The 13,735-nt window shown below is 58.7% G+C and carries 10 protein-coding genes; all 10 read left to right on the top strand.

Annotated features, from left to right (window positions below):
• Window positions 1–27 precede the first annotated feature (27 nt).
• Window positions 28–1,953: an aldehyde ferredoxin oxidoreductase N-terminal domain-containing protein gene (locus JN12_RS15235; RefSeq protein WP_145024271.1), complete on the top strand. Its 1,926-nt coding sequence runs from the start codon at window positions 28–30 to the stop codon at window positions 1,951–1,953.
• A gap of 172 nt (window positions 1,954–2,125) precedes the next feature.
• Entirely contained in the window at window positions 2,126–2,665 is a 540-nt protein-coding gene (locus tag JN12_RS15230; protein ID WP_145024269.1) for a 4Fe-4S binding protein, read from the top strand.
• Window positions 2,666–2,696: 31 nt separating this feature from the next.
• Window positions 2,697–3,848, top strand: coding sequence for a (Fe-S)-binding protein (locus tag JN12_RS15225; RefSeq protein ID WP_145024267.1), 1,152 nt, complete (start codon window positions 2,697–2,699; stop codon window positions 3,846–3,848).
• 167 nt (window positions 3,849–4,015) lie between these two features.
• Window positions 4,016–7,072, top strand: a complete 3,057-nt coding sequence (locus tag JN12_RS15220; RefSeq protein WP_145024265.1) for an FAD-dependent oxidoreductase — start codon at window positions 4,016–4,018, stop codon at window positions 7,070–7,072.
• Between the two features lie 50 nt (window positions 7,073–7,122).
• Window positions 7,123–7,890, top strand: coding sequence for a hydrogenase iron-sulfur subunit (locus tag JN12_RS15215; RefSeq protein WP_145024263.1), 768 nt, complete (start codon window positions 7,123–7,125; stop codon window positions 7,888–7,890).
• 42 nt (window positions 7,891–7,932) lie between these two features.
• Window positions 7,933–8,385: a complex I 24 kDa subunit family protein gene (locus JN12_RS15210; protein ID WP_145024261.1), complete on the top strand. Its 453-nt coding sequence runs from the start codon at window positions 7,933–7,935 to the stop codon at window positions 8,383–8,385.
• Window positions 8,386–8,576: 191 nt separating this feature from the next.
• On the top strand, window positions 8,577–10,490 hold the full coding sequence (locus JN12_RS15205; RefSeq protein ID WP_145024259.1) for an NADH-quinone oxidoreductase subunit NuoF: 1,914 nt from the start codon (window positions 8,577–8,579) through the stop codon (window positions 10,488–10,490).
• 2 nt (window positions 10,491–10,492) lie between these two features.
• Complete coding sequence (locus JN12_RS15200) at window positions 10,493–11,122, top strand: 2Fe-2S iron-sulfur cluster-binding protein (protein ID WP_145024257.1); 630 nt, start codon at window positions 10,493–10,495, stop codon at window positions 11,120–11,122.
• A 738-nt stretch (window positions 11,123–11,860) separates the two neighbouring features.
• Window positions 11,861–12,622 (top strand): glucose 1-dehydrogenase, encoded by a 762-nt coding sequence (locus JN12_RS15195; RefSeq protein WP_145024255.1) that lies wholly within the window; start codon window positions 11,861–11,863, stop codon window positions 12,620–12,622.
• A 53-nt stretch (window positions 12,623–12,675) separates the two neighbouring features.
• Complete coding sequence (locus JN12_RS15190) at window positions 12,676–13,731, top strand: thiamine pyrophosphate-dependent dehydrogenase E1 component subunit alpha (RefSeq protein ID WP_145024253.1); 1,056 nt, start codon at window positions 12,676–12,678, stop codon at window positions 13,729–13,731.
• The last annotated feature ends 4 nt before the right edge of the window (window positions 13,732–13,735 follow it).

Here is a 13,735-nt window from a genome sequence, read left to right as displayed (position 1 = left end):
ATAATTTTGAGGTATTTGAGGTAAACCATGAGGTACGCAGAGACTGGGTTTAATTTAGAGGTTGATCTGTCCCACGGAAGCGTGAAGAGGGTGCCAACCGACCCGAAATTGACCGAGCTCCACCTGGGGGGGCAGGGTACTGCCGCACGGATACTGTGGGACCGGGTTCCGCCCGATACTGATCCCCTTTCCCCCGCGAATCTCCTCATCTTCAGTACCGGTCTTCTGCACGGCACCCCGGTGCCCGGTGCCAACCGTACGTCTGTCAGCACCTTTTCCCCCTTGACCGGCCTCTATGTCAATTCCCTGATGGGGGGGTGGTTCGGGCCGGAACTGAAGTTTGCCGGTTACGACAAGATTGTCATCAGCGGCGAGTCTCCCGGCCTGGTCTACCTGTACATCAACAACGACAAGGTGGAGATCCGCGATGCCAGCCACCTCCAGGGGAAGGGATGCCAGGAGACCGCAACGCTCCTGCAAAAGGAGCTGAAAGAGCCGAAAATCCAGGTGGCGGCCATCGGGCTGGCTGGTGAAAACAAGATCTTCCAGGCCACCATCGAGCATGCCAACTCCAGCGCCTCCCGCCACGGGGTGGGGGCGGTCATGGGGGCCAAGCGGCTGAAGGCGATTGCGGTACGCGGGACAAAGGATGTCTATGTAGCCCAGCCAACAAAGCTTTGGGAGATTTGTCGCGGCAAGTATCAGGAGATTTACGACAACAAGAACTGCGGCGACCCGATGGCCCACGACCACAACGAAAGCTTCCATGTGGACAATTTTGCCTGGGGCAATGCGCGCACCCGGAGAAAAGACTACTGGAACAAAGAGCGTGAGGAGCAGTGGGTGGGGCTCTGGAAAGAGGTGCGTACCCGCGATTCCGGCTGCTACAACTGCCCCAAGGATTGTCACTACACGATCTCCTATCCGGGGCGGCATACCTATTTCCTCAAGTGCTTCAACAAGCTTACCTACAGCATGGCGGCCTTTGAGGAGATCGACTTCAATTACAACATCCTGGGGCTGACCAGCGCCTATGGCATGGATGGTTTTTCCACGCCGCAGGTGCTTGCCTTTGCCATCGAGCTCTATGAAGCCGGGATTCTGACAAAGGAGGATCTCCCGGATTTCCCCGCGGGTGGCGCGGAGAGGTTCTTCTACCTTCTGGACAAGCTGGTTCATCGCGAAGGGATCGGCGACGTGCTGGCCAATGGCGTCTATCGGGCCGCCCGTATCATCGGCAAAGGGGCTGAGGAATACGACCACAACACCACGAAAAAGGTCGAGCAGGTGCCGCTCAAGCTGGGGGTGGTCAACTACCCGTTCTTCTTGATGTACTGCACCGGCGAGAAGATGAATATCACCCAGATCGAGGGTTCCTTCCCCCAGGCGCCCATCGCCAACCCGGAGAAGCGTAAAAAGTTTGTCGAAAACTGGTCTGCCGCTCCGGAGCGGTTCAAGAAATGGCTGCTGGAGTGGGAGCCGAAACAGCACATGCCGATTGAAGCCGCCGTCAATGTCTGCGACTGGAACGAGGCGATGCACTACGTGGACGATGCCATCGGTACCTGCGCCTGGCTGTCGTCGTTCCGTGGGCAGTTCGGCGGGTCGCCCCCTTATCACCTGTTCACCCTCCCGGAAATCATAGCGCTGGCGTCCGGTATCGAGCTGGACTCGGACGGGCTGCTGGAGGTATCCAGACGGAACCGTAACCTGGTGAGAGCCCTCAACATCAGGAGAGGGTTGAGACGGGACGTGGAGAAGCCGCCGGAAGACCACTGGAAGGTACGGGACCCCGAGATGGAGCAAAAGCACCTTGATGCCTACTATGAGTTCAAGGGGTGGACCAAGGACGGTATTCCCAACAAGGAGACGCTGGACCGGTTGAAGCTGGAGTTTGTCAGTGAAGACTTCATACAGAGGGGTATCCTGACAGCCGACGGAGTCGCTCCATAGTGTCTTGTAATTGTAGGTTGGGTTAGGCGGTTGTATCGCCGTAACCCAACAGATCAGCGGCGCTTGTTGGGTTACGCTGGAGCTAACCCAACCTACAATTGATGCGGTGTTACATTGCACTAGCAGGAGACCGGCGCAACAAGAGCAGAATACAGCCAAGGGGATAGTAGCCATGAGCGATCAGTCACAGAAGAAGATAGTCAGAGAGATAAAAGTCGATCTTGATAAATGCATCGGTTGCCGCGCGTGCGAGGTAGCGTGCTCCGGGTTTCACGCCAGCCCGAAATACAGCAGCTTCAATCCGTCGCGTTCCCGGATCCGGGTGGTCCAGGACCTGGTCAATGACGTGTACGTGCCGCTGCGTGCCGGTGAGTATACCGCGGCCGAGTGCACCGGCCGGCAGACCTTCAAGATCCACGGAAAACAGTACACCGAGTGCAACTTCTGCCCCGCATCCTGCCCGTCCCGGGACCTGTTCAAGGAGCCGGATTCAGGTCTCCCCCTGAAATGCGACATGTGCGAGGACGAAAAGATGCCCATGTGTGTCGAGGTCTGCCGTCCCGGTGCCCTGACCTACGAAGAACGGGAAGAGGAGCGGGCCGACGAGGAACCGGCGCTGGGTGAGGTGGAGACCGGACTGCAATCGCTGGTCCACAAGCACGGCGTCCAAAAGGTCATGGATACCATTGCCCGCATGTCGCAGAATAAGTGAGACGATACGGCGCATGAAAAGGATATGAAACGTGGAAACTGTCGCCCCTTTCAAAGAGATCATTGATGTCATCAAGGAAGAAGGCGGTGATGCCTTCAAGTTCTGCTACCAGTGCGGCAAGTGCGATTCCGTCTGCCCGTGGAACCGGGTCAGATCGTTCAGCATGCGCAAGCTGGTCCGACAGGCCAGCCTGGGTCTGACCGAGATTGAAAGCGAAGACATCTGGCGTTGCAGCACCTGCGGCAGGTGTCCCCAGAACTGCCCGCGAGGGGTGAAACAGATAGAGTCCGGGGTGGCCCTGCGCAGGATCGCCACCCAGAACGACGTGTTTCCGACTGCCATGGAACCGCTCCGCACGGTGAGCGTGGGGCTCATGGGAGAAGGAAACCCCTTCAATGACGATCGGAAAAAAAGGGGCGACTGGGCGCAAGGGCTCTCGGTAAAGCCGTTCAAGAGGGAGATGGACGTGCTCTATTTCTCCTGCTGCTACTTAAGCTATGCCCCGCGCTTGAAGAAGGTGGCCGCTGCCACGGTCGCACTCCTCAACAAGGCAGGGGTGAAATTCGGCATACTCGGTGACAAGGAGAGCTGCTGCGGCGAAAGCATCCGCAAGACCGGCAACGAGGACCTTTTCAGAAAGCTCGCCAAGGAAAACATCCAGAACTTTATCGACAACGGCGCCAGGAAGATCCTCGTTTCCTCTCCCCACAGCTACCATACCTTCAAGAACGAATACCCCGAGTTCATGGTGAACTTCGAAGTGGTGTACGTCACCGATTACCTTAACGAGCTGATCAGGGACGGCAGGCTCACGCTGGACAAGGAGTACGCGAAGAAGGTCACCTACCACGATCCCTGCTACCTGGGTCGCCACAACGGCATCTACGACCAGCCGAGGGAGATCCTGAAGGCGATTTCCGGCCTGGAACTGGTCGAGATGGCCGACTCACGGGAAAACAGCCTCTGCTGCGGCGGGGGCGGCGGCAGGATCTGGGTGGAAACCCCGAAGGAAGAGCGGTTCTCCGATCTGAGGGTCGGCCAGGCCGTCAAAGTCGGGGCCGAGGTGCTGGCCACGTCCTGTCCGTACTGCATAACCAATTTTGAAGACAGCAGGCTGTCGCTCGATGATGGCGTTGCCCTTGAAATTAAGGACATCACGGAAATTCTCCAGGAACTTATTTAGGATCGAGGACAGTTATTTCGTAGGTTGGGTTAGCGGCCTCATCGCGTAACCCAACAGTCTCGATTGCTGCCGGCTTGGTCATGTTGGGTTACGGCATACACCCGCCTAACCCAACCTACAAAATCTGATTTAACACCTATAAAGGGATGCTCACGGTGGACAATGACATGGCACAGAAAACGTTCATAGATGTTCTGGTGGTCGGTGGCGGCATCAGCGGTATCCAGTCTGCCCTTGATCTTGCCAATGCCGGTTTCAAGGTCTATCTCATCGACAAGTCGCCCGCAATCGGCGGCAAGATGTCGCAGCTCGACAAGACCTTCCCCTCCAATGACTGCTCCATGTGCATCGAATCTCCCAAGTTCAACGAATGCAGCAGGCATCCGAACATCGAGATCCTGACCTATACCGAGGTCGAGAGCGTCAAGGGAAAGGCCGGGAACTTCAAGGTTGCCCTGGTGAAGAAGCCCCGCTATGTGATGGAGGAGAAGTGCACGGGGTGCAACATCTGCGTGGAATACTGCCCGGTCAAGGTCCCCGACCCGTACAACCAGAACATTTCCACCAACAAGGCCATTCATATCCATTTTTCCCAGGCCCTGCCGCTGATTCCGTATGTGGACCCGGAGGCCTGCCTCTATCTGCGGGACGGTTCGTGCACCATCTGCGCGGGGGTCTGCAAGCCGATGGCGATCGATCTCCATCAAGAGCCGGAGACGATCGAGGTGCAGGCGGGTGCCATCGTGCTCGCTCCCGGTTTCGAGACCTTCGATCCCAAACTCAGGAGCGACTACGGGTACGGCATCTTTGAGAATGTGGTGACCAGTCTCGACTACGAGCGGATTTTGAGTTCCACCGGTCCTTTTGAAGGGACGATCAGCCGCCCCTCGGACAAGAAGCACCCCCATAGAATCGCCTGGATCCAGTGTGTCGGCTCGCGCCAGGTAAATCCCGAGGGGGGGAACAGTTACTGTTCGGCGGTCTGCTGCGCCTACACCCAGAAGCAGGTCATCCTGACCAAGGACCACGACGCCGGCATGGAAGCCACCATCTTCCACAACGATATCCGGGCCTTCGGCAAGGAGTTCGAGCGTTTCTACCAGCGTGCAGAAAAGCTCTCCGACGTCCGCTTCATCAGAAGTTACGTCTCCATCGGGGAGGAGAATCCGGAAACCAAGAACGTGAGCATCCGGTATTCGACCGTCGATCAAGGGGTGAAGGAAGAGGAGTTCGACATGGTGGTCCTCTCCGTTGGCCTGAGTCCGCCGGCCGACGTCAGGACCATGGCCACCACCTTCGGCATCGAGCTTAACGAACATGGCTTTTGCAAAACCAAGCCAGCCAACGCCATTGAAACCACCCGGCCCGGCATCTATGTCAGCGGCGCCTTTACCGGCCCGGCCGACATCCCGGAATCGGTGGTGACGGCCGGTGGCGCCAATGCCCTCTGTAGCGAGCTGCTCTCCTACCGGCGCGGCGACCTCTCCCGGGAGCGTGAATACCCGCCGGAAAAGGACTTCGCCAACGATGACATCAGGATCGGCGTTGTCGTCTGTCTGTGCGGCGCCAACATCGGCCGTATCGTTGATACCCCCTCCGTCGTCGAATATGCTGCCGCTTTGCCCAACGTTGTCTACGCCGCGCAAAACATGTTTGCCTGCTCCACGGAGAACGCCCAGCTGATAGCGGATGCCATCGTTGAGCACAACCTCAACCGTGTGGTGCTCGCCGCCTGCACCCCCCGGACCCACGAGCCGCTGTTCAGGGACACCTGCCGGGAAGCGGGGCTGAACCAGTACTATTTCGAATTCGCCAACATCCGTGAACACTGTTCCTGGGTCCACTCCAAAGACAAGGAGGGTGCCACCGAAAAGGCCAAGGGCATCGTCCGGATGGCCGTGGCCCGGGCGGCCCACCTGGAGCCGCTGCAGGAGTTCCAGCTGCCGGTCAACAAGACCGTGCTGGTGGTGGGGGGTGGCATGGCCGGCATGACCAGCGCCCTGAACATGGCCAACGTCGGCTTTGATGCCTATTTGATCGAAAAGAGTTCCGATCTGGGCGGCATGGCCCGCCGGCTCCACTACACCCTGGACGGGCTGGAAGTCCAGCCGCTCTTGAACGACCTGATCCGCAAGGTCTACCGGCACCCGTCGATCCACATCTTACTGGATGCCACCATCACCGATGTCTCCGGTTATGTCGGCAACTTTGTCACCAGGGTCATCTCCGAAGGGCGTCACCGGGAGATCGCCCATGGCGCCGCCATCCTCGCCACCGGTGCCGATGAATACAAGCCCACGGAATACCTCTACGGGCAAAATGACCAGGTCCTCACGTCGCTCGAACTGGAGGAGCGGATCAGCAGGCGTGACGAGCAGACCCTCAATGCCCGGACCCTGGTGATGATCCAGTGCGTCGGCTGCCGTGAGGAAGGGAAAAACTACTGCAGCCGTGTCTGCTGCAGCCAGTCCATCAAGAACGCCCTGAAGCTAAAGGAGCTCAACCCCGAGATGGAGATCTACGTCATCTATCGGGACATGAGGACCTACGGATTCAAGGAAGATTACTACCGTGAAGCCTCCAGCAAGGACATCAAGTTCATCCGCTACGAGCCCACCGACCAACCGGTGGTGGAGGCGGCCACGGAAGGGGGGCAGCCGATCATCCGGGTCACCGTGCCGGACCCGGTCCTCGGCCAGAAGCTGGCCCTCGACGCCGACCTGCTGGTGCTTGCCGCCGCCGTCATCCCCTCGGCCGCGAGCCAGGAGATGGCCAAGCTGTTCAAGGTGGCCCTGAACACGGATGGTTTCTTCCAGGAGGCCCATGTCAAGCTGCGCCCGGTCGACTTCGGCGCCGACGGCATCTTCCTCTGCGGTCTTGCCCACTATCCGAAGCATATCACGGAGACGATAAGCCAGGCATACGCCGCTGCCGGCCGAGCGGTGAACATGCTCACCCGCGACTCCGTCACCGCCTCGGGCGCCGTCTGTGACGTCACCCGGAGCGCGTGCGTGGCCTGCGCGGCCTGCATTACCGCCTGTAAGTACGACGCCATAGAGTTCGTGGATACCCCGTACGGCAAAGAGGCCACGGTCAACCCGGCCCTGTGCAAGGGAGACGGTCTGTGCAACACCAAGTGTCCGACCGGGGCCATCTATCTGAAGCACTATACGAACCAGGAGATCTGGTCCCAGATCGACGCGGCGCTTCCGGAACTTGATTGAGCCCACTATCTGTACCGAGCCGGCCATTACCGGTGAGAAAGGAGACGAACATGTCTACATCCCTTGAGTTTAAACCGCGGGTCGTCGGCTTTTTGTGTACGTGGTGAGCGTACGGCGCTGCCGACCTGGCTGGAGTTTCCAGACTGCAATATACAACTGAAACAAAGATCATCCGCGTCATGTGCTCAGGCAGGGTCGACCTGGACTTCGTCCTGCGCGCTTTCTCCCGAGGAGCGGACGGGGTATTCATCGGCGGCTGCTGGCTTGGCGAATGCCATTATGTTACCGAAGGCAATTACGATGCCCTGAGCATGATGCATCTGGCCAAGAGGGTACTCGAAGAGGTGGGGATCAACCCCGACCGGCTGCGGCTCGAATGGGTTTCCGCCGCCGAGGGGATGCGCTACGCCGAAGTGATGAACGACTTCGGCCGCAAGCTCAAAGAGCTGGGTCCGATCGGCTCAAGCGAAGGGATCGACAAGGACGCCCTGAAGCTGAAATTTGCCGCGGTCAAGAAGATACTCCCCTTCCTCAAGCTGGTTGAGCGGGAGCGGCTGCGGGTCCGTTTCAAAACGGAAGAAGAATATACCAAATTCTTCAGCAGCCCCGAGGTGGACACCCTGATCCGCGAGGTGATTGCCGAAAACCTGGCAATAAGCCAGATCACCACGCTTCTGGCAAGGAACCCCCTTACCACCAGGGAAATCTCCGAGGTGTTGAGGATTGAGCCGGCCGAAGTGGCCAGATGCCTCAATGTTTCGTCGCGACAGGGATTGATCAGGTACAACGAAAGCCAGAAACGGTACGCCATTGCCTGATCTATGGGGCACGCGGCTAACCGGGAAGAGAGGGCAGGAACTATGGAGATCGGCAGGATTGACCAGATTATTGACAAGCATGGGTGCAAGGCCAGTTCGCTCATCCAGATATTGATCAATATCCAGAGCGAAAACCACTGGCTCCCCAAGGAAGTGCTGGAAAGGGTCAGTGAGCGGCTGGCAGTACCCATGAACCAGATTCAGCACATCACCACCTTTTATAAGTCGTTCAGCCTGGTTCCCAAGGGACGTCATGAGGTTCATGTCTGCATGGGTACCGCCTGTCATGTCCGTGGCGCCCAGCGTGTTCTCGATACCGTTGAAGAGCTGACCGGCATCAAGCCGGGCGAAACGGACGTGGATCTCAAGTTCAGCCTGGAAACCGTCAACTGCATCGGCTGCTGTGCCCTGGGACCGGTCATGGTGGTCGACGGCGAGTACCACGGCAACATTGCCCCGTCCCAGTTGGAAGACGTGTTGAAAATCTACGAGTAAGGAACTGTAAATGAATAACCTGGTCAAAATTGCGCTCAGATTTAGGTCAGATTTAGCCGAACTGATTGAGACAAACCGCAGACGTAGCAGGGCTACGTTGAGGATTTGGCGATTGAAGCTCGGCTAAAGATGGCCTGAAGATGAGATGCAAGATGCCCATATTATTTGTTTACAGTTCCTAAGGGAAGATCATGCCAAAGATAAATTCCTCCGCCGAATTTGAAGCATTAAGGCAGGATGTCTTGTCGTCCAGGGATCCGAACCGCCCCTGCATCGCCGTATGCACCGGGTCCGGCTGCCTCGCTCTCGGCGCGGCGAACCTGGTCACTGCCTTGAAGAACGAGATCCAGTCGCAGGGGCTGGAAAGCCGCATCGAAGTCAGGGAAACCGGCTGTCCCGGCTTCTGCGAGAGGGGCCCCCTGATCGTCATCTATCCCGACGAGACCTGCTATCTCAAGGTACAGCCGGCCGACGCCAAAGAGGTCATCGCCAGCGTGCTGGAAAAGACGGTCATCGACCGGCTGCTCTATGTCGATCCTACGACCGGCGAGCGGGTCGTCCACGAGATGGACATCCCCTTTTACAAGAATCAGTTGCGGCTCCTGATCGGCAACAACATCAAGCTCGACCCGACCAGCATCAGCGACTATCTGGCCATCGGCGGTTATGCTGCTCTGGAAAAAGCGCTCTGCCAGATGAAGCCGGAGCAGGTGGTGGGGCTGGTGAAGGAGTCGGGCTTGAGAGGGCGGGGCGGCGGCGGCTTTCCTTCCGGAAACAAGTGGGAATTCACCCGCAACGCTCCCGATCCGGTAAAGTACGTGGTCGTCAATGCCGACGAAGGGGACCCCGGGGCGTTCATGGACCGGGCCCTCCTGGAAGGGAGTCCGCACGCGGTCCTGGAAGGGCTCATCATCGGGGCCTACGCCATCGGCGCCCATGAAGGCTATCTCTACGTGCGCCAGGAATATCCCCTGGCCGTGGAAAACATCACCCTGGCCCTCAAAAAGGCCGAAGAGTACGGCTTTCTGGGGAAAAACATCCTCGGCTCCGGCTTCGATTTCACTGTCGAGGTGGCGCAAGGGGCCGGCGCCTTTGTCTGCGGCGAGGAAACGGCATTGATCAGGTCGCTGGAGGGGAAGGCGGGAGAACCGAAACCGCGGCCGCCGTTCCCTGCCGTGAGAGGGCTCTGGGACAAGCCGACCAACATCAACAACGTGGAGACCTGGGCCAATATCCCGCTGATCATCAACAAGGGGCCTGCCGCCTTTGCCTCGGTCGGCACCGCGGGGAGCAAGGGGACCAAGATATTCTCCCTGGTGGGGAAGGTGAAGAACACCGGCCTGGTGGAAGTGCCCATGGGGATCACGCTGCGGGACATCGTCTACAAGATCGGCGGCGGCATCCCCGGCGACAAGCGGTTCAAAGCCGTGCAGACCGGCGGCCCGGCGGGCGGCTGCATGCCCGAGTCGCTCCTGGACATGGAGGTTGATTTCGACCAGCTCACCAAGGCCGGCTCCATGATGGGGTCCGGCGGGATGATCGTCTTGGACGAAGAGACCTGCATGGTCGACTTTGCCAGGTTCTTCCTGGCCTTTCTGGCCGACGAATCGTGCGGCAAATGCGTCCCCTGCCGCGAAGGGATCCAGCAGATGCTGACCATCCTGACCGACATCACCCTGGGGAAGGGGAAGATGGAGGATCTCGATCTCCTGCTCCAGCTCACCGAGGTGTCCGGTGCCTCCCTGTGCGCCCTGGGCAAGGGTGCCCCCAACCCGGTAATGAGCACGCTGAAGCACTTCCGGGATGAATACGAGGCGCACATCGAGGGGAAATGCCCGGCATTCACCTGCAAGGAGCTGTTCTCCTTCTATATCGAGCCGGAGAAGTGCCAGGCATGCACGAGCTGCGGCCGGAAGTGCCCGGCAGGGGCGATCGCGGGCGGGAAGAACCTGATCCACGTGGTCGACCAGGCAAAATGCACGAAGTGCGGGGCCTGCCTGGAAGCGTGTCCCCCCCGCTTCGGCGCGGTGACGAGGATACCGGGCAAGACCGTCCCGTCCCCTCTGCCTGAAGACGCTAGAACAATCGTCAGGGGGAGCAAATAGCCATGAGCGAACTGGTCTTACAGATAGATGGCATAGAGGTTACGGCACAGGAAGGCGCGACCATTCTGGAGGCCGCAGAGAGCGTGGGGATAGCCATTCCGACGCTCTGCCACCACCACAAGCTGGAGCCGTACGGCGGGTGCCGGGTCTGTTCGGTGGAGGTGGAAGCCAACGGCAGGACGGTCGTTGTTGCCGCCTGTACCTACCCGGCAGAGAAGAACGTGGTCGTGCGTACCAAGACCGAGAAGCTCGGCCGGATCAGGAAGGCGCTGGTGGAGATGATGATGGCCCATGCGCCGGATTCCGAAAAGCTGGTGGAGCTGGCTGAGGAGTACGGGGCGGACAAGGACCGGTTCAAGAGGAATCAGTCGTTCTGCATCCATTGCGGTCTCTGCGTCCGGTACTGCAACGAGGTCAAGAAGAAGAACGCTCTCGGGTTCATCGACCGGGGAGCGAAGAAGAGGATCTGCTTCATTCCGGAGATCGCCGCCAAGGAGTGCTGGCAGTGCAAGGAGTGTTTCCCTCTCTGCCCGACCTCGGCGCTGCAGGCCGCCTTTGTGCTGAATGAGTCGATCACCCAGCCGGCCGCTTCGGCGGGCACCTGCTCCTGTGGCCATGGGACGGGGAAATAGCCGGCTGTAATGATAGCGTGTGAACTGAACACAAAGAGGCCTCCCGGGTTACCCCCAGGGAGGCCTCTTTGTGTTTGTATCCGCGATATGTAGGTAGGGGGGAGTCACACGCCACTACTGCAATATGTTACACCATGCCGTGAAGTGGCAATGGCCATGGATTTGCCGCCTCTGATGTTTCCGGACGGTGCCGGCGCGAAGTAGGTGAATAAACTCATTGGGCGCCAAAGCGGTGCCAAAACAAAAAAAACGGCTCACCCCGTTAAGGGTGGGCCGTTTTCGTTTCCCGGCCAGATGCTCCAGGGTTCTTGGAGCTGTCATTTTCCGGCAACCTGTAACCCTTTCCCTTAACTTCTTTTACAGCCAAACCTATCCAGTATTTAATCAAATAAATTCTATTAAAATACAGCTAGATCTTTAAGTGATAAAAGAAACATAGTTAGTGCATGTGATTTATTACTTTAGATATTCTACCGATAATGCTCAGTGTGTATAGTGTAATACATTGAAATTATAAAATATAATTAAAAGAATGAGTTGTTTTGAGTTGATATAACAAAATTATATTTTATGATAAAAATGTTGACAACATAAATTGCCCCCAATATAATACAAATAAATTCTAGTATTTATTCGACTTTAAGGGCTCATCTAGGATTCGCGCCACAAGTTTTCAGGTGGAGAGAAAAAGTCCGGTCGGAAGTAAGTGAAAAATTCAATCAAATAAAGGGGATGCAAATGGAACCTATGTTGGCAGGCCGTGTCGCAGTGGTGACGGGCGGAGGGTCGGGGATCGGTAAGGCTGCGGCGGAGGTGATGGCCCGCGAAGGAGCGACGGTCGTCGTAAGCGATCTGGATCTCCTGGGAGCGGAGGAGGTGGCTCACGGCATCGAGGCTAAGGGTGGGCGCGCCATCGCCGTACGTGCCGACGTCTCGAACATCGCCAACCTCGATGAGCTGATCGATTTGACGATAGGCAAGTACGGACGGTTTCACTGCGCATTCAACAATGCAGGGATTCCCGGCGAGGGGGTGAGCCTTATCGACCACACTGAAGCGGGCTTCGATGCGCTTATAGCCATCAACCTGAAGGCGGTCTGGTACGGGATGAAGCGGCAGATCCAGCACATGCTGGCCTGCGGCGGCGGGAGCATCGTGAATACCGCCTCGGTCGGCGGGCTGGTTGGTAAGCCGGGGCTCTCGGTGTACTGCGCCACCAAGCACGCCGTCATCGGTCTCACCAAAACCGCAGCGCTCGAATTCGGCAGCCGTGGCGTGAACGTCAATGCTATCTGTCCCGGCGTGATCAAGACCAAGATGGTGGAGACCGTGATTGGAGGGGATCCCGTGGTGGCCGCGGAGTGGGCCAAGCTGCAGCCGATCGGGCGGATGGGGACCCCCGAGGAGATCGGCGAGGCGGTCGCCTGGCTCCTGTCCGGGCGCGCCTCCCTGCTCCATGGTCACGCCCTGGTAGCCGACGGCGGGCTGGTGGTGGCGTGACGCGAGACGCAAAGCTAACCGTGCGGCGCCAGTGCCGCGAAAGGAGGCCGGAGATGCATTTTGATGAGGAACTGCTGCGCAAGCTCTACGTCGACATGGTGCGGGTGAGAACTCTCGACAAGAAGATGATCGAGTGCCTGATGGCTGGGAAGCTCGTCTCCTTCTATCACAGCTGCCAGGGGCAAGAGGCGCCGGGGGCGGGGCTCTGCGCGCTGTTGAACGACAGCGACTACATCTACTACAACCACCGGGGACACGGGATCAACAAGCTGCTTCCCAAGGGGATGAGCGCGGCCAAGATGCTCGCCGAGCACTATGGCCGCTCCACCGGAGGAGCCAAGGGGTTTGCGGGTTTTCACTACTGCGCTCCCGAGATCGGCATCCCTGGCATGGGTGGGATGGTCGGGGGAGAGCTGACCCTTGCCGCGGGAACCGGACTCGCCTGCCAGTTCAGGGGAGAGGGGCAGGTGGTGGCGGTCTGCTTCGGCGACGGAGCCACCGGCCGCGGCACGCTGCACGAGGCGATGTTGATGGCGGCGAAATGGAAGCTCCCGGTGATCTTTTTCTGCGAGAACAACGACATGGCCCAGTTCACCACCTTGAACGTCACCCACTCCAATACCGATGTCTCGGCCTTTGCGACCGGCCATGGGATTCCCGCGACCATTGTGGATGGCCAGGACGTGCTGGAGGTGTATGCCGCCGTAAAGGTCGCGGTCGACCGGGCGCGGGCAGGTGAGGGGCCGAGCTTCCTGGAGGTCAAGACGGCACGCTGCAAAGCGCATGCGGAGGGACTTCCCGACTTCTCCGTCATCTGCAGCGAAGGTGGGGAACGCTGTGCGATACGCGACACCTGCCGTTTCTTCCCCGACCAGTGCAGCGAGGGGGGGTGCCGGCCCAGAGCAGCGGTGAAGGAACTGGTGGAGAGGGACCCCATCGCCTTGTTGCGCGGCCGGCTTCTGGGGGACGGCATCCTCACCGATGAGGACCTGGCCCGCATCGACCGGGAGGCGCAAAGGGAGATGGATGAGGCGGCGGAGTTCTCGGAAAGGAGCCCGATCGCCACCTACGAGCCGGGACTCTTCGAGCGGACACTCTACGCCAGTTAGAAAG

Source organism: Geobacter argillaceus, from assembly GCF_007830735.1.
Lineage (GTDB): Bacteria > Desulfobacterota > Desulfuromonadia > Geobacterales > DSM-12255 > Geomobilibacter > Geomobilibacter argillaceus.
This window is presented reverse-complemented; position numbering and strand designations above follow the sequence as displayed.